A 20,092-nucleotide genomic window follows, 5' to 3' on the forward strand; every position below is an offset into this window, starting at 1 on the left:
ATCAGTCGAGGGATTTAACCAATTTAACGCGCGCAGGCGCGCCGATTTTAATATCACCGCGCACCAAGTAACCCGGAACCGCATTGCGCAATAATTGGTAGATATAACGGCCATCGGCGTCGGTGCGGGCAGTAATCAATACAAACTGATCAGTCTGTTTTGCTTTTTGAGCAACACCAACCAATTGTGCAGTGAGTTGTGGATCTTTCGCTTGTAATAATTTCGCATCTAGTACAACTTCGCCTTCGCTTGGTGTGTAAGCTCTTTCCACCGGAGCGCCGCCGCTAGCAATTTGTTTACGCAATGTTTCAGCTGCATCTTGTACGACAGGATTGTTATCAACTCCACGTGCGTATCTGATCATGGTTTGCGCTTCGGTCAGGTTACCGCGCTTGGCAGCATTACGGGCAAGGTCTACCAAACGCAGGGAGATAGTCTGCAATCCCGTTTTTGCACGCTCATTTTCGGGGTCCATCAACAGCACTGAGCGATAACGATCGTGCGCGTTATCCGAGATGGGGTTAAGTAATTTGTTTTGTGACAAACAGTAATCAGCTTCAGAAAGAAGAGAATTGATTACCTTTTGCTGCGCAGTCAATTCAACCGGAGCTTGTACACTTTGAGCTACAGGCGCAGGCTCTTCCTGCTTCGGAGTTGATTGGCAAGCACTTAATGTTGCTGCCAACCCAATAATGCCAATCACATTGAAACTTTTGGACGCTTTTATACTGGAAATACTTAACAGGCTGAACATGACTACCTTCTCTACTAAACAAAACATAATTTGATGATGCAAAACAGTGATGGAAGCTGTGACATAGGGCGCGCGCAAAAGCCTCACCAAATCCCATTCCAACAAGACGACTAGCGGCTGGACTCCCGACTCGACTACACTTGCAGCACTTTACGCCACTTCGTTCAATCGGCTGGTTTGTCAGCTCACTTTTGCAGTAAGGCGCTCATTATGCCAAGTTCTTTCCGCTTGCCCGAATTTAATTTGTTACAGATGCGAATTAAGCACTTCGCCTGCGCAATTCTGTGCTCAATTCTCTTGCCAGCATCCTTTACCTCTGCTGAAGGATTTAAAGCGGCGGGCGATACCGGCGCTTCTACGACAACGGCAGGCTTCACCACTCACGATGAGTTTTTACCGGTTACCGAAGCCTATAAATTTGCGGCAGACATAAAGGATGTAGATGCCAACAGCAAGAAACTCAGCCTTACATGGACCATCGCTGACAAGTATTACCTTTACGAAGAGCGCTTCAAATTCAAAGCCACGCCTGAGGTGACGCTCACTCCAAGCTTTAGTCCGAAAGGAAAACCCAAATTCGACGAATTTGCAGGCAAAGATATGACACTTCACTACCATGAGGTGACAGCAGACTTTGTTCTCCCCAGCTCAACACCCGCTTTTGATCTAAAAGTCACCTCGCAAGGCTGCGCGGAAGCGGGATTGTGTTACCCCCCCTATTCAGAAACGCTTCATGTCGATCCCACTCAAAATCAAATAGAAAAGGCCGCGAACAAGCCTGCGACAAATGCCCAATCAGCCGCAGAACCCGCTCAACAAGCAGCACCCGTTTCAGAGCAACCGAAAGACGAACTTTGGGTATGGCAAGCCTTGCTTTTTGCGTTCCTCGGCGGCGTTATCTTGAACCTTATGCCTTGCGTGTTTCCCGTGCTCTCCATCAAAGTGCTTAGCCTTGTACAAAGCCATGAGCAAACCATCAAGCTGCACGGGCTTATGTACACTCTTGGAATTGTTGCTTCGTTTTTAGGATTCTCTGGCCTGTTATTGGCCGCCAAAGCAGGTGGACAAGCGGTTGGCTGGGGCTTCCAACTGCAGTCACCTGGGCTGATTACGGCGCTAGCTTACCTGTTCTTTGTGATGGGTTTGGCCATGAGTGGGTACATCCAACTTGGTGGATCGCTCATGGGAGTCGGCCAACATCTAACGGAAAAATCGGGCTTGCAGGGTTCGTTTTTCACTGGCGTTTTAGCTGCTGTTGTTGCCAGCCCCTGTACAGCTCCTTTTATGGGCGCAGCCCTAGGCTTCGCGTTGACCCAGCCTGCTTATATTTGTCTCGCCGTCTTCACGGCACTTGGCTTGGGCATGGCCGCGCCGCTGTTACTGCTGTGCTTCTTGCCGCAACTGGCGGAGCGCCTACCAAAACCCGGTATGTGGATGGAAACACTCAAAGAGTTCCTTGCCTTCCCCCTTTATATCAGCGCCATCTGGCTGCTGTGGGTGCTCACTAATCAAGCCGGTTCGGGAATGATGCTCGCGGCTTGCCTCGGTGCTGTATCCATCGCCTTTGCCTTTTGGATTTACCGTCGCCCCGCTGTAGGTCTGGCGAGCAAAATCTATAAAGCGATTGGCCTCGTTGCACTGCTTTTGGCGATATACATCCCTTATCAAGCAATGAAAACACAAGAAAGCAGCAAGCGCTGGACGCCTTATACTCCAGCCGTTTTGGCGGATTTGCGTGCGCAGGGTAAACCCGTTTTTATCGATGTAACCGCAGATTGGTGTATTACCTGTAAGGTCAACGAGCGCACAACCCTGACACATCCGGAAGTAGAAGCTGTCTTCGACGAGCTAAAAGTAACAACCTTGATAGCAGATTGGACGAATTCAGACGAAGATATTAAGCAGTTACTGCAAGAATATGGTCGAATTGGCGTTCCTTTGTATATATGGTTCCCTGCCGGTCAAAACAGCAAAGGCGTCGTTTTGCCACAACTCCTAACCCCATCCATTGTCATAAACGCACTCAAAGAACCCAAATAGCCGAAATTTACTGCATTTAGGCACCAATTAAGCGAAGTTGCCGCATCTTGCCTCTAAAAAGCGTAAAAGATGCGGTAACAAGTCACTAAAATTCCTGTTCTGACCGCCTTCAACATCACCTTCCGTAACAATTTCTGCAAACTTGCAGCGATTTTCAGCAATTTAAATTAATTTCACCCTCATCGTGGACATAAGTAACAAATTGCGGCAAACTCCCGCCACTTTTTTGATATCCGATGAAACTTGTGACGACCTTTCGCGGTCAAACCGCCCGATCGCAGCCGTTCACAACAATAGGACTCACTATGGCTACAATTTTGGTTCTTCACGGCCCCAATCTAAACATGCTTGGCTTACGTGAACCCGGCATCTACGGTGCCGCCACTCTTGAGACCATAAACCAGCAGTTAGCCCAAATGTGTGGAGAAGCTGGTCATCATTTTCAAACGCTGCAAAGCAATGCGGAATATGAATTGATCGACCGTATTCACGATGCGCGCAAAGAAGGCGTAGATTTTATTCTGATCAACCCCGCTGCCTTCACCCATACCAGCGTTGCCCTGCGCGATGCAATTTTGTCGGTGAACATTCCGTTTATTGAAGTGCACTTATCCAACGTGCACAAACGCGAAGCCTTCCGCCACCACTCTTACTTTTCTGATATCGCCCAAGGCGTGATCTGCGGTTTTGGCCCTGACTCCTACCGCTTGGCGATGCAAGCCGCTTTTTCATTACTCAAGAATTAATCGTTAATTACTATTTTTAAAATCAACAACTGTTGCAAAGAGGATCCTATGGATATTCGCAAAATTAAAAAACTCATCGAATTGCTTGAAGAATCAAACATCGGTGAATTAGAAATCAAAGAAGGCGAAGAGTCTGTGCGCATTGCCCGCAACAGCGGCACCGTTCAATACGTAACTGCACCCAACTATGCTCCAGCACCTGCGCAAGCAGCTGCCCCAGCTCCAGCCGCCGCAACTGCAGCTGCTCCAGCACCTGCTGCCGCTGCCGCACCAGCTGCTATTAGCGGCCACAGCATTAAGTCTCCCATGGTGGGCACCTACTACAGCGCGCCAAGCCCCGGTTCAGCGCCCTTCATTGAAGTAGGAAAATCCGTAAAAGTTGGCGACGTAATTTGTATTATCGAAGCCATGAAAATGATGAACCAAATCCAAGCTGACAAAGCCGGCGTTATTGAAGCCATTCTGGTACAAGACGGTAGCCCCGTTGAATTCGATCAGCCATTAGTGATTATTGCCTAACAATAACAGCTAACTGCTGAGGACTTGGTTTATGTTTAAAAAAATTCTCATTGCAAACCGCGGCGAAATTGCACTCCGCATTTTGCGTGCCTGTAAAGAAATGGGCATTCAAACGGTTGCTGTTCACTCTGTAGTAGACCGCAACTTAAAACACGTTCGCCTTGCCGATGAAGCCGTTTGTATTGGCCCCAATCCATCGCCAAAAAGTTATTTGAACGTTCCTTCTATCATCGCCGCCATGGAAATCACTGACGCTGAAGCCGTTCACCCCGGCTACGGTTTCCTTGCAGAAAATGCTGACTTTGCCGAGCGCGTGCAAAAAAGCGGCTTCACCTTTATTGGCCCAGATCCAGATGTAATTCGCATGATGGGCGATAAAGTTGAAGCGATTAAGGCGATGAAAAAAGCCGGCGTTCCAACCGTACCCGGTTCCGACGGCGCGTTGCCAAACCCAAGCGAAGAGCCCGAAAAATGTATGGAAATCGCCGAGCGCATCGGCTACCCAATCATTATCAAAGCTGCTGCTGGTGGTGGCGGTCGCGGCATGCGTGTTGTGCATGAAGCAGAGAACTTGATCAGCTCAATTCAAATCACCATGGGCGAAGCAAAAGCCGCTTTTGGTGACGACACGGTTTACATGGAAAAATTCCTGCAAAACCCACGTCACGTTGAAGTGCAAATTTTGTCAGACGGCCAAGGTAATGCGATTCATTTGGGCGACCGCGATTGCTCTTTGCAACGCCGTCACCAGAAAGTGTTGGAAGAAGCTCCGGCACCGGGAATTCCACAAGATGTTCGGGAAGCCACTTACAAGGCCTGCGTGCAAGCCTGTATCGATATTAAGTACAAAGGCGCAGGCACCTTTGAATTTTTATACGAAAATGGTCGCTTCTACTTTATCGAAATGAATACTCGTATTCAGGTAGAACACCCGGTTTCTGAAATGGTGACCGGCATTGATTTGATCAAAGAACAAATCCGCGTCTGCTCGGGCTTGCCGCTTTCCATCAAACAATCTGATGTTGTGATTCGTGGCCACTCTTTCGAGTGCCGTATCAACGCCGAAGATCCACAAACCTTTATGCCTTGCCCCGGCTTAGTAAAAGGTTTCCACGCTCCTGGCGGTTTGGGTGTTCGTGTGGATTCGCATTTGTACAACGGCTACACAGTTCCGCCGAATTACGATTCAATGATCGCGAAAATCATTACCTATGGTGATACGCGCGAGATTGCATTGGATCGTATGCGTCAGGCGTTGGATGAAGCCATTGTTGACGGAATCAAAACCAACATTCCGCTACAACAAATGCTGGTTCGCGATGAAGAATTCCGCAAAGGCGGCGTGAACATCCATTACCTTGAAAAGAAATTGGGTATGGATCACTAATAAACACATTTTGTTTATTAGAAATACCCCAGTGTTTTTGCACTGGGGTATTTTTATTTTGATGGAGCAAGAATGAAAAAGTTTATAACCCGCAGAGCAACCCTCGCAGACCTAGACAAAGTTGCACCTCTCTTTAATGATTATCGCCAGTTCTACGAACAAGCACCAAATTTGGAGTTTGCCAAAGAGTTTCTTTACGCGCGACTAAACAACAACGAATCAATTATTTTTATTGCTGAAGATGATTCGCAAACAGCGCTAGGCTTCTGCCAGATTTACCCCAGTTTTTGCTCTGTTATAGGTGCACCGATTTATGTGCTTTATGACTTATTTGTATCGCCCAATGTACGCAAATCAGGTTTGGGGAAAATGCTGCTAGAACAAGCACACGAACACGCCCAAGCAAATAAAATTGCACGCATGGATTTAACGACTGCCAAAACGAATTTAACCGCTCAGTCTTTGTATGAATCTTTAGACTGGGTGAGAGATGACATTTTTTATGCTTACAATAAAAGCGTCTAATACGAAATCACCTTTTATTTACACAAGATTTTTCTGAGTAACTAACCATGCCCTGGCTTCAATTAAAAATTGCATCTCCCCGCACCGAGGTAAAAAAACTCGAAAGCGCTTTACTCAAAACGGGCGCCGCATCCGTCACACTTGAGGACAATGCCGATCAACCTATTTTTGAGCCAGCATTGGGCGAAACACCGCTATGGGATCAAGTACGCGTTACCGGCCTTTATGATGCAGAAGTAAATACCGCAGAAATCACCACTAAAATTGCCAACAAGTTGCGCGGTCAAATCCCCCATCACAAATGGGAACAATTGGAAGATAAAGATTGGGAACGCGAATGGATGAACAACTACCACGCCATTCGCTGCGGCGAGCGCCTGTGGATTTGCCCGAGCTGGCAACAACCGCCTGAGCCGGACAAAATCAATTTAATGCTAGACCCCGGCCTCGCTTTCGGCACGGGCACACACCCCACCACCTTTATGTGCATGCAGTGGATCGACCAGCAAAATTTCGATGGCTTAGATATTGTGGATTACGGCTGCGGCTCAGGTATTCTCGGTATAGCCACACTCTTGATGGGCGCGAAAAAAGTGATTGGTGTTGATATAGACCCCCAAGCACTCCTCGCCACCACCGAAAACGCTAAGCGTAATAATCTCCCCGAAGATGCAATGCCCGTATTCCTGCCCAAAGATTGCCCGAACTTCCAATCGGATATGATGCTAGCCAATATTCTCGCCGGCCCCTTGGCCGAACTTGCGCCCGCACTTAACGCCATGACCAAAGTTGGGGGTAAAATTTGTTTGTCGGGCATTTTGGCAATTCAAGCAGATGCCGTTAAAGCCGCCTACGCGCAGTGGTTTGATTTCGACCCTATCGCCACTCAAGAAGAGTGGGTGCGCATAACGGGAACCAAAGTTCGCGCCTAAAGGTTTGAACTCCAGAATCAAGACACTTCCGAACCAAAAAGCTAGAAACCTAAAAACCTAGAAATTAAGAAACTGAAGAATTAGGGTGAATAAGTTGCTTTAAGTCCCGTATTTGTTTACAAATGCGGGAGGTTTAACACTCCATGATAAGAACAATTTACCCCGCCAAAGTGAGCCGCTACACTCACAGGTAATTCAACAAGGAATCTCCGCTACCATGACCCAAATGGCTACCCGCTGCCCGAAATGCGCAACTGCTTTCCGCATCACCAGCACCCAACTTGAGTCAGCTAAGGGCGCAGTGCGCTGCGGTTCGTGCCTGCACATTTTCAAAGCCCAAGATTACCTTGTAAAAACAACTAATCCGCAAGAGCCAGCAGCCCTCAAAAAGCCTGAGCCACAAGCTACTAAACCTGCCGCGAAAGCCGAGCAACCAAAACCAGAACAATTTAAAACCGAACAACTTCCTCTTGAACAACCGACTGTAGCTGCGCCAACCAAAGTAGTTACCAAACCTTTGGCCGATACCACCGCCGTTTCGAGCGTGCAAACACCCTCGGCCACAAAAGCAGCCCCGATACAGGCACACCCCTCTACTTTCGAAGCCGAAACACCCATCACCAAACCTGTCATCGATAAAGCTAAAGTGCTTGAAGACGAAGATGATGTGCTTATTAGCGATGACATGGATCAGGAAACTGAGAAAAACTCGACTTACGAGTTCGATGGCTTTCTAGATATTGATCTACGCCCCAAGCAAACTGTTTCTCTGTTCGAACGCGAAATTCGTTACGAGCAACCAACTGACGAAAAAGAGGAGCCTGAAGACGAATCTTGGGCAGAGGAGTTACTGGACGACAACGAAGAGGTTTTACATCAACTTAAAAAGCCTGCGCCGCCCATCGTAAAAACGGAAGAAGAGGAGTTTGCAGAGTCTTACGGTCAACCAGAAGAAGTCGTATCGAAAGAACTCAAACCCGAGGCCCCGAAACCCTACTCCGGCCTTGTGTTCAGCTTGGTTGATGAAAGCCCTAACCCGCAAACAGAAGAATCAAAAGGCGAACCCAAACAGGAACAGCAGGAAGAGACTGTATTCAGCCAAGAATTCTTGAATGCAACAAATTCCCCGCAAGCGAAAGAGGAACGCGCCGCCGAAGCAGCCTCTTTCGCCGCAGCACTTTTCAGCGGCGGAGCCAATTCAAGCCCTCTCGACTCTGAACCCGAATCAGAAAAAGCGAGCTCGAAACGTCCAGTCAAGTCATCCAAGATCCGCGCCTTCGATACATCTCGTGCCGCCTTGCTTATGAATATTATGCCGGCCCCCGTGGAGTTTACGGCCAAGCGCATGCGCCGCTGGTACCAACGCAAGCTCTGGTCAACACTCAGCTTTTTAATGGCGTTTTTACTGTTTTTCCAAGTAGCCTATTTCAAGTTCGATTACTTCAGCCGCGTAGAACCCTACAGAACAGCCTACTTATTTGTTTGCCCCATTTTTGGTTGTGAGGTTCCTACGCTCATCGACACCAGTCAAATTTTGGCGACCAACCTCATCGTACGGAATCACCCACAGGCCGCGAACGCCTTGATGGTTGACGCTATATTGATTAACAACGCACCGTTCGAGCAGCCCTTTCCGGATCTGACCCTATCCTTCAGCAAACTGGATGAAACACCTGTCGCCACCCGCCGCTTTACACCTGCCGAATACTTAGCGGGAGAGTTAGCTGGCATGAAACACATTCCGGTGCGCCAGCCTGTACACATCACGATTGAAATCGCAGACCCGGGTCCAGACGCCGTAAATTACAGCCTTCTTACTCACTAAAATGCTTTGAGCTACGCACGCATCTAGCCCACAAAAATGCAACCCCTTAAAGCAAATTTTTAGCTCAAAAAAACGCCAATTTTTGGCGTTTTTTCGTTTTCAATCCGCCCCTGAACGGTTATGATGGCGCCCCTTTTACGCAGGTGCAGAACCTTTAAGCCAGCGCGGTATTTGCTGGCGCGTGCATTCAGCAGGAGCATTAATGTTCCGTATCGGACCCTACCAATTTGACAGCAAAGTTATTCTCGCGCCCATGGCCGGAGTGACAGACCGCCCCTTTCGCCAGCTTTGCCGGCAATTGGGCGCTGGTTTGGTGGTATCTGAAATGGTTACCTCAAACTCGGAGCTTTGGGGTACACGCAAAAGTAGTCTGCGCCTGGATCACACCGGCGAAGTTGAACCCATTGCGGTACAAATCGCCGGTGGTGACCCGGAAATGATGGCAGAGGCAGCACGTTTAAACGTCGCCAATGGCGCCCAAATTATTGATATCAATATGGGTTGCCCCGCCAAAAAAGTGTGTAAAAAAGCCGCTGGCTCAGCTTTGTTAAAAGATGAACAGTTGGTCGCCGAAATTCTGCAAGCAGTCGTCGCCGCAGTCGATGTGCCGGTAACCCTCAAGTTCCGCACCGGCTGGAGCACCGAAGAACGCAACGCGTTACGCATTGCGCGCATCGCAGAAGATTCCGGCATAAGTGCCCTCGCTTTACATGGCCGAACCCGCGCATGCGCGTTCACCGGCGAGGCCGAGTACGACACTATCGCAGCGGTTGTGCAAGCCGTCAGTATCCCGGTGTTTAGCAACGGTGATATAGATTCAGCACGCAAAGCCAAAGCGGTATTGGATCACACCCAAGCGGCAGCGGTGATGATCGGTCGTGCAGCTCAAGGACGCCCGTGGATTTTCCGCGAAATTGAGCACTTCCTGGTTACAGGAAACGAATTACCCGAACCTTCTCTTCACGAAGTAAGAGAAATTTTAAGCAGCCATCTGCGCGAACTGTACTGTTTCTACGGGGAATTTATGGGGCCACGAATCGCTCGCAAACATGCGGGTTGGTATTTGCAAACAGTGCCCGATAGCGAATTATTTCGCCGAGAATTCAACAAACTGGAAACGGCTCAAGCGCAACAAGATAGCGTACAACGTTTTTTTGAGCAGCTGATAAAGAAAGAGGAAAAAGCCGCATGAACACTGCAACTTTTATTACCCAACCCGTCAACACCAACAACGCGCAGAATCTGAACCAACCTGCACAACAGCAATCATTGCGCGCCTGTGTTGAGCAAGCGATGGAAAATTATTTCAAACATTTAGATGGCCAATCGGTAAGCGATGTTTACGAAATGGTAATGGCCGAAGTCGAAGCTCCAATGCTCGAAATCGTTTTGAAATACACTCGTCACAACCAAACTCGCGCAGCGCAAGTATTGGGTTTGAACCGCGGCACTTTGCGCAAAAAGTTAAAGCAATACGGCTTATTGTAATTAACGCGGGCGACTCATTTCGCCACGCAGAAAAAAGGGGTGGCAATTCGTTTCCACCCCTTTTTATTTTCCACCTTTGTTTATATCCAGCATGACATAGAGCTAAGTACCCAATATTTTAGATATAGATATCCTGTTCAGAATATTGCGTACTTATCTTTATCTTTTACTATCCAGGAGACTCAACCATGAGTAACACAGCTGATCTTGTAGCGGTAAAACGCGCACTTATTAGTGTTTCAGATAAAACCGGTATTGTTGAGTTTGCGCAAGCGCTCAACGCGAAAGGCGTAGAAATTCTGTCCACTGGCGGCACCTTTAAATTACTCACTGAAAACAAAATCCCTGCGATTGAAGTCTCTGACTACACTGGCTTTCCAGAAATGATGGACGGCCGTGTAAAAACACTTCACCCCAAAATTCACGGCGGCATTCTGGCGCGTCGCGGTGTTGATAATGCGGTGATGCAAAAACACGGCATCAACAATATCGATATGGTGGTTGTAAACCTCTACCCCTTCGAAAAAACTGTTGCTAATAAAGATTGCTCATTGGAAGACGCGGTAGAAAATATCGACATCGGCGGCCCAACCATGGTTCGCGCAGCTGCGAAAAATCACGCACATGTAAATATTGTTGTTAATGCGTCTGACTACACAAAAATTTTGGCTGAACTATCAGCAAACAATGGCTGCACGTCTTATAAAACCCGTTTTGATTTAGCGATAAAAGCTTACGAACACACAGCTGCTTATGATGGTGCTATCGCCAATTACTTTGGCCGTATGGTTGAAGGCGGCAGCGCTGATTTCCCACGCACCTTCAACACCCAATTTATCAAAGCGCAAGAAATGCGTTACGGTGAAAACCCACACCAAAAAGCCGCTTTCTATGTAGAAAAAAATCCACAAGAAGTGGGCATTGCCTCTGCAAAACAATTGCAAGGTAAAGAGCTTTCTTACAACAACGTTGCCGATACTGACGCAGCATTGGAAACCGTTAAATCATTTGATGAGCCAGCATGTGTAATTGTTAAACACGCAAACCCATGTGGCGTTGCTGTAGCAGAATCTATTAAACACGCTTATGACTTGGCCTATTCAACTGATAGCGAATCTGCATTCGGTGGCATCATTGCGTTCAACCGCGAATTGGATGCAGAAACAGCAAAAGCCATTGTTGAGCGCCAATTCGTTGAAGTGATCATCGCTCCAAGTGTTTCCCCAGAGGCAATTGAAGTGGTTAAAGCTAAACAAAATGTTCGTTTGCTCGCTACTGGTGAGTGGAGCAAAGTGCGTGTGAAAGGTTTGGATTACAAACGCGTCAACGGCGGCTTGTTAGTACAAGATCGCGATGACGGCATCATTACTGAAAGCGATTTAAAAATCGTTACCAAGCGTGCGCCGACTCCTGCAGAAATTCAAGACTTGTTGTTCGCATGGAAAGTCGCTAAGTTTGTTAAATCAAACGCAATCATTTACGCAAAACACAAACACACCATCGGCGTTGGCGCTGGCCAAATGAGTCGCGTAAATTCTGCGCGTATCGCTGCCATTAAAGCTGAGCACGCTGGTTTGCAGGTTGCTGGCTCTGTGATGGCCTCTGATGCATTCTTCCCTTTCCGCGACGGTATTGATAACGCGGCGAAAGTTGGTATTGCTGCTGTAATTCAACCAGGTGGTTCAATGCGCGATGAAGAGGTTATCGCTGCAGCCGATGAACATGGCATGGCAATGGTGTTTACGGGTATGCGTCACTTCCGTCATTAATTTGTACGCCATAGTAGACACACTGCAACTTAATTTTGCTAACAAGAGTTGTAATTAAGAAGGGAATCGTCATCCTCGCGCAGTGGGGATGACGATTCCCTATTAAATGGCTGTTTATATCAGAGGCCAACATAGAGATTGAAATTTATGAACATATTAATTATTGGCAGCGGCGGCCGTGAACACGCCCTCGCGTGGAAAGCCGCACAAAGCAAACACGTCGAAAAAGTATTTGTTGCGCCCGGTAATGCAGGCACCGCGCTGGAAAATAATATCGAGAACGTTGCGATTGATATTCTGGATTTTCCAAAGCTTGCTGAATTCGTAAAAAATAATGGCGTAGGTTTAACTATCGTTGGACCAGAAGTTCCTCTGGTTGCTGGTGTTGTTGATTATTTCCGTTCTCAAAATCTGTTGTGCTTTGGCCCGACCAAAGGCGCTGCGCAATTGGAAGGCTCTAAAGCGTTCACTAAAGATTTTCTTGCGCGTCACAAAATCCCAACCGCTGATTACCAAAATTTCACCGAAGTTGAACCCGCCCTCGCCTATTTAAAAGAAAAAGGCGCACCTATTGTGATTAAGGCCGACGGCCTCGCTGCAGGTAAAGGCGTAATCGTCGCAGAAACCTTGCAACAAGCTGAAGACGCCGTGCGCGATATGCTTTCAGGTAATGCGTTTGGTGACGCAGGTTGCCGTGTAGTGATCGAAGAGTTTTTAGCCGGTGAAGAAGCCAGCTTTATTGTGATGGTTGACGGCAAAAACGTATTGCCAATGGCAACCAGCCAAGACCATAAACGCGTTGGTGACGGCGATACAGGCCCGAACACCGGCGGTATGGGCGCATACTCTCCCGCTCCCGTTGTGACGCAAGCTGTTCACGATCGTGTAATGAAAGAAATCATTTACCCAACCGTTAACGGTATGGCTGCTGAAGGCAATGTTTACACTGGCTTCCTATACGCCGGTTTGATGATTGACGCCGCAGGCACACCAAAAGTGATTGAATACAATTGCCGTTTTGGCGACCCGGAAACCCAACCGATTATGTTGCGTTTGCAATCTGACTTGGTAGAACTTTGTTTAGCCGCTTTGAAGGGTGATTTGGATAAGGCGACTGCTGACTGGGATCCACGCGCTTCAATCGGAGTTGTGTTAGCCGCAGGCGGTTATCCCGATGCTTACAACAAGGGCGATGTGATTTCAGGCTTACCCACAACGGAAGTTGCAGGCCAAAAAGTTTTCCACGCGGGTACAGCATCGAAAGATGGCAATACTGTAACCAATGGTGGACGCGTTCTTTGCGCAACAGCCTTGGGTAATACTGTATTAGAAGCCCAACAAACCGCTTACGCGCTGGCTAAAAAAATTAGCTGGAACGGCATGTTTTATCGCAATGACATTGCTTACCGCGCCATTGCTCGGGAACAAGCGAAGTAATTACTCCTAAAACATTACGCAACCAATTAGCCCGTAAAGAGCTTCGCACTTTACGGGCTTTTTGCTTTTCTGTGGCCATGATATTACGTTTATCACCTTTTAATATTTTTATAGTATAAAAGTATTAATAGCCTCCATTCTGTGTAATTATCCGCTCGGCTGATGCACTTGCCTAAGTCGCGGTGCCAGCTGAAAATCGGCAAACACACCGGCTACCTCCGGTAGATCAGGATTTCAGGAGACTAATAACGATGATCAAAACACTTCGCAAACCCCGTTTTAATCAATTGGCTAGTGCGTTGGCACTCAGCCTCGCCGCGTTCGGCCTTAGCTTATCGGCAGCTTCTTTCGCTGCAGATGACAAAATGACGCCCATTGCCATTCCAGCGCAACCAAGCGCTATTGAACTTGGCACCGGCCCACTGCCCGGTGCAAAAGCCAAAGAGTCTTGGCACAGCCAATACGGCAGCGTTTTCGCTCGTAACGTAACAGTGGCTACATTGACGCCATTTTTTCCTGCGACGGGTAAAGCATCAGGCGCAGCAGTCATAGTTGCTCCAGGTGGCGGCTTCCGCACGCTTTCAATGAGCAATGAAGGTTGGGATGTAGCAAAGGCACTGGCCGATAAAGGTATCGCGGCCTTTGTTCTTAAATACCGCTTGAAACAAACGCCTGCGGACATGGCTGACTTTGAGAAAGCCATGGCTGAAATGTTTTCCGGTGCAGCTCGCGCTAATCGTCCACTTGCTCAGCAAGACCCTGCTGTTGAATTTGCAGAACAGATTGCTGACGCACGAGCGGCTTTTGCATTAATTCGTAAACGCTCCAAAGAATGGCAAATTGATGCTGACCGCATTGGTATGGTCGGTTTCTCTGCCGGTGCAATGCTCACCATTTCAACCACGCTTTATGGCAAAGATGCCAAACCAGCGTTTATTGGCGATATCTACGGCCCATTAACCAAAGTGGATGTTCCTGCCGATGCACCGCCTCTTTTCATTGGCTTGGCTGCAGATGATCCATTCTTTGCAAATGCAGGATTCGGTTTGATTGATAGCTGGCGCGAAGCAAAACGCCCAGTGGAATTCCATTTGTTTGAGCAAGGCGGCCACGGTTTTGGTATGTATCCAAAAACAACAACAAGCACTGGCTGGTTTGATAGTTTTGTTCGTTGGTTGGACATGCATGGCTTCTTGAAACCCAAAAGCTAAGCGTTAATTCCGAAAATAAAAAAGGCGATACAGAAATGTATCGCCTTTTTTTGTTGTGCTAAAAAAATTTTAAACTACCAGTTCCAACTTAAACCCAATTTTACCGTGCGAGTTGGGCCAGCAAGACTGTCATTGTGCTTCCCGAAATTGTCCGGCAAGTTTTCTCCAGCACCGCCAAACCAGGTCTCATAGCCGTCATAGTTAAAGCTATTAAACAAATTCAACACGTCTAAACGCAAGGTCATGCTGCTATCGGTTACCCAACCGCCGGTTTGAATATTTTTACTGAAAGCAATATCAACTTGTTTATAGGTAAAGCGGCTATCGGGTGTAAATGTATTGAACTTACAGTCGCTCCAGCCTGCGCGACAATCTGTCCCGTAGAAATAGCGATCCGTTTGCAAATTCAATTTGGCTGAAAAATCCACATCCATTGGCAAACCGACAATTGATGTTAAAACCAATCTATGATTTGGAACTTTATTGGCTGGATGCATTCCGTAATCATCCAAGGTTGGATAATCCAACGCAAAGGTTTCACCCGATTCGCGATTCGTTTTTGGGTCTGTATAGGTATAAGCCAAAGCCATTCCCCAATTCGAATCTGCTTTAGGTTTTTCTACTTTTACGTATAGCGAATTTGCTTTTGTCTCAATTCCGTTGTCGCCAATGATAGTTGCACCAAAGGTTGGAATACCAAAGCCCCAAGGCGCACCCCAAGTTGTACCCGGTGCAAAAAAGCTACCGTCATCGCGACGATTTGCCAAACGCCAAGCAAAACCATCTTTACTGACGATACGCGAGACACTCACTTCACCATTCCAGCCTTCGCTGATACTGCCGCGTAACCCCAAACTAAATTGATCGGAGTAAGGTGTTTTTAAATTATTGTTCACCATAAACACTTCGCGACCAGCGCCTTTGTTGCCACTTTGCAATTGGGTCAAACCATCTCGCGTTAAGTATTTTGGATCCCACACTACACACGCACCGGGTGCACAAGGATGCGATGGATCGCCAGTGATAAATAAAGCTTCATAGGCAGGGAAAGTGGCTTTGGTAGATTCCAGTTGTAAATTGTCGAATAGATTTCTATCAAAAGCACGACCAACACCACCAAACAACGTCATATCGTGTTCATCATTAAATTTATAACTGAAACCAACACGTGGTTGCCATGCATCTTTAAACGCATTGCGGTTGCTGCCTGTACTGACGTAATCGTTAATGTTGATATCAGATTTGCCTATACCTACCCAGTTAGCAATTTGGGCACGAACATCCGCTGGCGTTTTGTAATCAAGGAAGCTATCAGATTCCTCGTAATCCCACCGCAAACCCGCATTGATGGTTAAATTATCGGTAGCTGTCCATTCGTCTTGCAAATAAATGCCAAGCTGCATGTTGTCTGCTTTTGCAGTGCCATTTCCAATACCTGCCAAGGGCGCACCCCAACGAACTTTAAAAGGCACAGTTGCATTCTTATCGTATTGCACGTTGTATTCGTACTGCGGATTGTATGGTTGCTGTTCCTTCGCATGTAGCTCAATAGATTTATATTTCACTCCAGCTTTAATGCTGTGATCTTGAATGGCGAGATAAGTGAAGTCTTCTTGAAACCCCCAACCTGATTGCCCTTTGTCTTGAAAATCTGGGCCTCCACCAACATTTAATATGGCGCTGCCACCACCGTTGCTATATTTAAAACCATTACCCAATGAATGCGGGCGTGGATTCCAACTATTGTCTTCGTACAGCAAGTGTGCATCGTTAATCCAATTATCGGTGCGCCAGTTGTGGCTTAGATCAATTCGCGTTTCGTCGTTCTTTTTGTCGGTACCATAAGAAAGCGTATTTACATCACCAATGCCTGTTAGTTCAGTTTCCTTGCGAACTTTTGCAGTCAATTCGAGCTTTTGTTCATCTGAAATGACATAGCTCAACTTTCCAAAATATAAATCTTCTTTAAAGTCGGCAGAGCGGCCGCCCGTTTGTGCTTGTAGCGCAGGTGGTAGATCAGCAACAGTAGCACCACCACCTGGAATAACATCTTTGGGGTCTGCATTATTTTTGCCTTCATAGGCAAAGAAGAAATGCATCTTGTCTTGAATAATAGGGCCGCCCACACTAAAGCCAAATTGCTTTTGTGTACTTTCTACTTTTTCATTGTTATTTTTTTCTTCGGTAGGACGAGGCTTACGCATGCCTTCGTCGGTGTAGTCAACGAAAACACCGCCGTGAAATTCATTAGTTCCCGATTTAGTAACAGCGACAATAGCTGCGCTACTCAATTGGTCATATTCAGCCGAATAGTTTTGCGTAATGACTTTGTATTCGCCGATAGCTGATTGTGGGAACGGATTTCCGCGACTGGAATCTTGCCCGGTTATGCCCCCGCGTAAAACGTAATTTTTTTGACCCACACCATCAATAAAAACGTTAATCGCATCTGGACTCTGTGCACCACCTTTGATACTAGTACTGCCGTCTGTGCCTTGGGTGAATTGAACACCCGGGGCAAGGTCAGCAAAGGCGAGAAAGTTACGCGTGTTTTGTGGAAGCTTATTAATTTGCTCGAGCGATACGTTTGTGCCGATTTCTCCGCCACTGCTTTTAATTTTTAATTGCGAGCCAATAATAAAAATTTCATCGACTTTATCGGTGTTTGTAATTGGCTTATCGATTTCGAAATCGAGAGCCATGGCTTGACCTACTTTTAAAGCAACAACTTTTGGGGATTTTTCCCCTGTAGCACCAAGCGATATTTGGTAATTTCCTGGTGCCAAACCTTTAAAAGAATAGGTGCCGTCTTTTTGAGTAACTGCGCGAAAGGTGTATCCGTTATCTACGTTCTTCGCGATAACCTCAACGCCCGGTTGTGGCTGAAGATGCGATGCAATCATACCTTGCACACTGGCACTGCCAATTTGCGCGAAGCTTACTTGCGATAGTAAAGACATGCTAAGCGCACCTATAATTGATGCCAGAGCCCTTTTTGAAAAATGCGCGCAAAGTTTTGTGCTGTTCATAGCTTTTCCTTTTTAGTTTTGTTATCAAATTAAATCAGCCACTTATTCGCCTAGTAAAAACTAGTGTTAGTAATTCTAGCGGATTCTTCGAGAGATAAGAAATTTACGGGGAAAGGATTTCTTTTAGTAACAAAAGAGCAACAGTTATGGGGATAATGGCACGAAAATTATCGATTCAGTCAACTAACCTCTGTGGTTTCTAACGCAACCACAATTTTTTCACCATCCCATATATATTCGTAATGGGTTGTTTGAACTACATCTTTTATTAGAATGGGTGAAAAAAGCGCGTAGCAGGTTTTATTTTCGAGCCGCACAGAAAGATAAGCCAAACCATCCATGCCCTCTCGCTTTATTAAAGAGCCCAATTGCTGCCCAGCGGTATAGTCATCTTTGAGATACCAATTTTCGTTTTTAAATTCGTCGCCTCGAATATCATGCAAGCCTGCCGTAAATTGTGTTTTCAAGCAGCGCATGGTTAATCGATCAAACTTCAAGCCCACCACACCTGAAAAATAAATTTGCTGGTGATGACGGGTTTCCGCTATGGCCGTTTGCACATCTTCCGCAGCGTAATAAACACCGAAGTCACCGTTAGAAAAACGCGACCCTGCAGGATTTAAATGAACGAAAGGTCCAAGTGCATAATTACAGCCGCGAATGCCATAAGGGCGCTGCTCGGCAGGTACTCGGTTTAAATTGCCAAGCTCGTTACGAATACGTGGGTTGGTGAGTTCTTGTATGGCGAAGAGAATTTCAAATTCATCGTGATTTGCAACGTCATCAAATAATGAACGCGGTGGATATTTACTGGGAATTAACCTATAGGCAATTTGGTTAAGTAAGTTAACCAGAGGGATAGTAGCCAAATCCATTAAGCGAATTGCCCATCACGTATAGCATCCAAATGACGATGCACTTCATAAAGCGCACTCATCAATCCAGAGCTGAGAATTTCCATAGGCGCTTTGCCGTTAAAAAAACTGTTTTTATTGGGCATACGCAAAAAACCATATTGGTTTTCTGGATTTTCAAACAGGATTCGCAACACTGCGTGGATATTAAGCAGGTAGCTAATACGCTCCAGCAAATCGGGAGATAAACGAGCACTTGCCGGTGCGGCTTGATACTTATGCAGGGTTGAGCGCCCTACCCCGAGCAATGCCATTTTCTCTTTCTCTGAACACTCCCACTTGTCCATGATATTCAAGGCAGTAGCAACCGCAGCTTGGGCAGCGTTAGCGGGTAAGGCTTGGGCTAGAGCGATCATTTTGAACCTCAACATTTACCTGTTAAGTTCATAATAGAACATAAAATCAATATTTGTCTATAAAAAGACAACTTTATGAGCTTAATACCTTGGTAACTATCTCTGCTCCGGGAACTTGAGCCTCTACCAAGAGCACAATAATCAGGATAAATGCCACAGCTACGCCCAAGTACCATAGCAACGAGAACCAAATACCGTAGGTTTTGAGCGGCACTAAATCTTCGGCTACCGGCACCGACCAGTTGGCAATGATGTCCACCACTCCAATAACGATAAAAAAGCACAAAAAGTAAAAGCCCAACGCCCAAGCACCGTACAAACACAAGGCCGAAGACACCAACAAAGCCATAAAGGCTATGCGATTGCGACGGGAAAACACCAAGGCCTTTACCACCTGACCGCCATCCAAGGGCAATATAGGGAAAAGATTAACGAGGTTAAGGAAGGCGCTGATAGCCGCAACCAAGCCACAGAAATGACTATGGGTGATGAGGTAGGCCAGGTAAAACGCCACCGTCATAATCAGCCCATAAACAGGCCCCATCATGGCAATATAAAGGGACTCCCACTGGGTACGCGCCCTATCACCAATCGCAATACCGCCCATAAACGGAATTAAGTAAAAGCCCTTTGTCGGTATGCCAAACTTCTTCATCGCACGCACGTGGCCATACTCATGGAACATAAGCACCGCAACCAACGCCAATGCGAACTCCACCGTAAACATCACGCTGTAGACGGCGACCGATGCACCTAACAAAGCGACTTTGATTACCTTAAAGCTCTTAAACAACTTAAGCGCAATCCCCACCAGTACAAACCCGCTCGCTTTGTTGGGAGCGGGTTGCGCGTTAGGGGTCATATCCACCAACAATGCTTTCGCCTGTTCATTCAACTCAACCTCACCTTGCAGGGTTTCGGCATTTTTAAAGTCCAACTCATAACGCGCGGCATGGGGACTCAAAGCAAAGCGCAACTCAAACTCACCTAAACGCTCGTCTTCAGCACGATGAATGCCAGTCCCATCATCCATAGGTTTTACGGACATAACCGCGCCATCGATTAACAAACGCTGCAGTCGCAAATCTAGATCAAGGTCTACCGCGAAACGCCTTTCACGAACTTCAAACGCAAACAATTCCATAAGTGATCTACTCTAA

At 46.9% G+C, this 20,092-nt stretch carries 17 protein-coding genes; 12 read left to right on the plus strand and 5 right to left on the minus strand.

The annotated features are described in order from the left end of the window. Position 1 precedes the first annotated feature (1 nt). Positions 2–754 (minus strand): hypothetical protein, encoded by a 753-nt coding sequence (locus U1F02_RS02995; RefSeq protein ID WP_409988860.1) that lies wholly within the window; start codon positions 752–754, stop codon positions 2–4. 210 nt (positions 755–964) lie between these two features. Between U1F02_RS02995 and U1F02_RS03000 the strand changes: the two genes are divergently transcribed. The 12 genes from U1F02_RS03000 (at position 965) to U1F02_RS03055 (ending at position 14,633) form a co-directional block, all read left to right on the plus strand. Beyond that, positions 965–2,794, plus strand: coding sequence for a protein-disulfide reductase DsbD family protein (locus U1F02_RS03000; RefSeq protein WP_409988861.1), 1,830 nt, complete (start codon positions 965–967; stop codon positions 2,792–2,794). 305 nt (positions 2,795–3,099) lie between these two features. Further along, positions 3,100–3,540: a type II 3-dehydroquinate dehydratase gene (gene aroQ / locus U1F02_RS03005; RefSeq protein ID WP_409988862.1), complete on the plus strand. Its 441-nt coding sequence runs from the start codon at positions 3,100–3,102 to the stop codon at positions 3,538–3,540. Positions 3,541–3,588: 48 nt separating this feature from the next. Next, complete coding sequence (gene accB, locus U1F02_RS03010) at positions 3,589–4,059, plus strand: acetyl-CoA carboxylase biotin carboxyl carrier protein (protein WP_409988863.1); 471 nt, start codon at positions 3,589–3,591, stop codon at positions 4,057–4,059. A gap of 31 nt (positions 4,060–4,090) precedes the next feature. Further along, on the plus strand, positions 4,091–5,446 hold the full coding sequence (accC, locus tag U1F02_RS03015; protein WP_409988864.1) for an acetyl-CoA carboxylase biotin carboxylase subunit: 1,356 nt from the start codon (positions 4,091–4,093) through the stop codon (positions 5,444–5,446). A gap of 72 nt (positions 5,447–5,518) precedes the next feature. Then, a complete protein-coding gene (locus U1F02_RS03020) occupies positions 5,519–5,971 on the plus strand; it encodes an N-acetyltransferase family protein (RefSeq protein WP_409988865.1) in 453 nt (150 codons plus the stop codon). Positions 5,972–6,018: 47 nt separating this feature from the next. Continuing rightward, positions 6,019–6,903, plus strand: a complete 885-nt coding sequence (prmA, locus tag U1F02_RS03025) for a 50S ribosomal protein L11 methyltransferase (protein WP_409988866.1) — start codon at positions 6,019–6,021, stop codon at positions 6,901–6,903. Between the two features lie 217 nt (positions 6,904–7,120). Further along, entirely contained in the window at positions 7,121–8,728 is a 1,608-nt protein-coding gene (locus U1F02_RS03030) for a DUF3426 domain-containing protein (RefSeq protein WP_409988867.1), read from the plus strand. A 202-nt stretch (positions 8,729–8,930) separates the two neighbouring features. Beyond that, positions 8,931–9,920, plus strand: coding sequence for a tRNA dihydrouridine synthase DusB (gene dusB / locus U1F02_RS03035; protein WP_409988868.1), 990 nt, complete (start codon positions 8,931–8,933; stop codon positions 9,918–9,920). Continuing rightward, the gene (fis, locus tag U1F02_RS03040; RefSeq protein ID WP_409988869.1) at positions 9,917–10,216 is read left to right on the plus strand and encodes a DNA-binding transcriptional regulator Fis; all 300 of its coding nucleotides are present in this window, start codon (positions 9,917–9,919) and stop codon (positions 10,214–10,216) included. The genes dusB and fis overlap by 4 nt, the downstream gene beginning before the upstream one ends. A 188-nt stretch (positions 10,217–10,404) precedes the next feature. Beyond that, positions 10,405–11,985, plus strand: coding sequence for a bifunctional phosphoribosylaminoimidazolecarboxamide formyltransferase/IMP cyclohydrolase (purH, locus tag U1F02_RS03045; protein ID WP_409988870.1), 1,581 nt, complete (start codon positions 10,405–10,407; stop codon positions 11,983–11,985). A 147-nt stretch (positions 11,986–12,132) separates the two neighbouring features. Beyond that, the gene (gene purD, locus U1F02_RS03050) at positions 12,133–13,422 is read left to right on the plus strand and encodes a phosphoribosylamine--glycine ligase (protein WP_409988871.1); all 1,290 of its coding nucleotides are present in this window, start codon (positions 12,133–12,135) and stop codon (positions 13,420–13,422) included. Between the two features lie 251 nt (positions 13,423–13,673). After that, the gene (locus U1F02_RS03055) at positions 13,674–14,633 is read left to right on the plus strand and encodes an alpha/beta hydrolase (RefSeq protein ID WP_409988872.1); all 960 of its coding nucleotides are present in this window, start codon (positions 13,674–13,676) and stop codon (positions 14,631–14,633) included. A 74-nt stretch (positions 14,634–14,707) separates the two neighbouring features. On the opposite strand, the gene U1F02_RS03060 is transcribed toward U1F02_RS03055, so the two are convergent. The 4 genes from U1F02_RS03060 to U1F02_RS03075 form a co-directional block, all read right to left on the minus strand. Next, entirely contained in the window at positions 14,708–17,593 is a 2,886-nt protein-coding gene (locus tag U1F02_RS03060) for a TonB-dependent receptor domain-containing protein (protein WP_409988873.1), read from the minus strand. 248 nt (positions 17,594–17,841) lie between these two features. Next, complete coding sequence (locus U1F02_RS03065) at positions 17,842–18,537, minus strand: RES family NAD+ phosphorylase (protein ID WP_409988874.1); 696 nt, start codon at positions 18,535–18,537, stop codon at positions 17,842–17,844. After that, positions 18,537–18,932: an antitoxin Xre-like helix-turn-helix domain-containing protein gene (locus U1F02_RS03070; protein WP_409988875.1), complete on the minus strand. Its 396-nt coding sequence runs from the start codon at positions 18,930–18,932 to the stop codon at positions 18,537–18,539. Before U1F02_RS03070 ends, U1F02_RS03065 begins: the two co-directional genes overlap by 1 nt. A 73-nt stretch (positions 18,933–19,005) precedes the next feature. Then, complete coding sequence (locus tag U1F02_RS03075) at positions 19,006–20,076, minus strand: site-2 protease family protein (protein ID WP_409988876.1); 1,071 nt, start codon at positions 20,074–20,076, stop codon at positions 19,006–19,008. Positions 20,077–20,092: the final 16 nt, after the last annotated feature.

The sequence above is a fragment of the Cellvibrio sp. genome, assembly GCF_046347455.1.
GTDB lineage: Bacteria > Pseudomonadota > Gammaproteobacteria > Pseudomonadales > Cellvibrionaceae > Cellvibrio.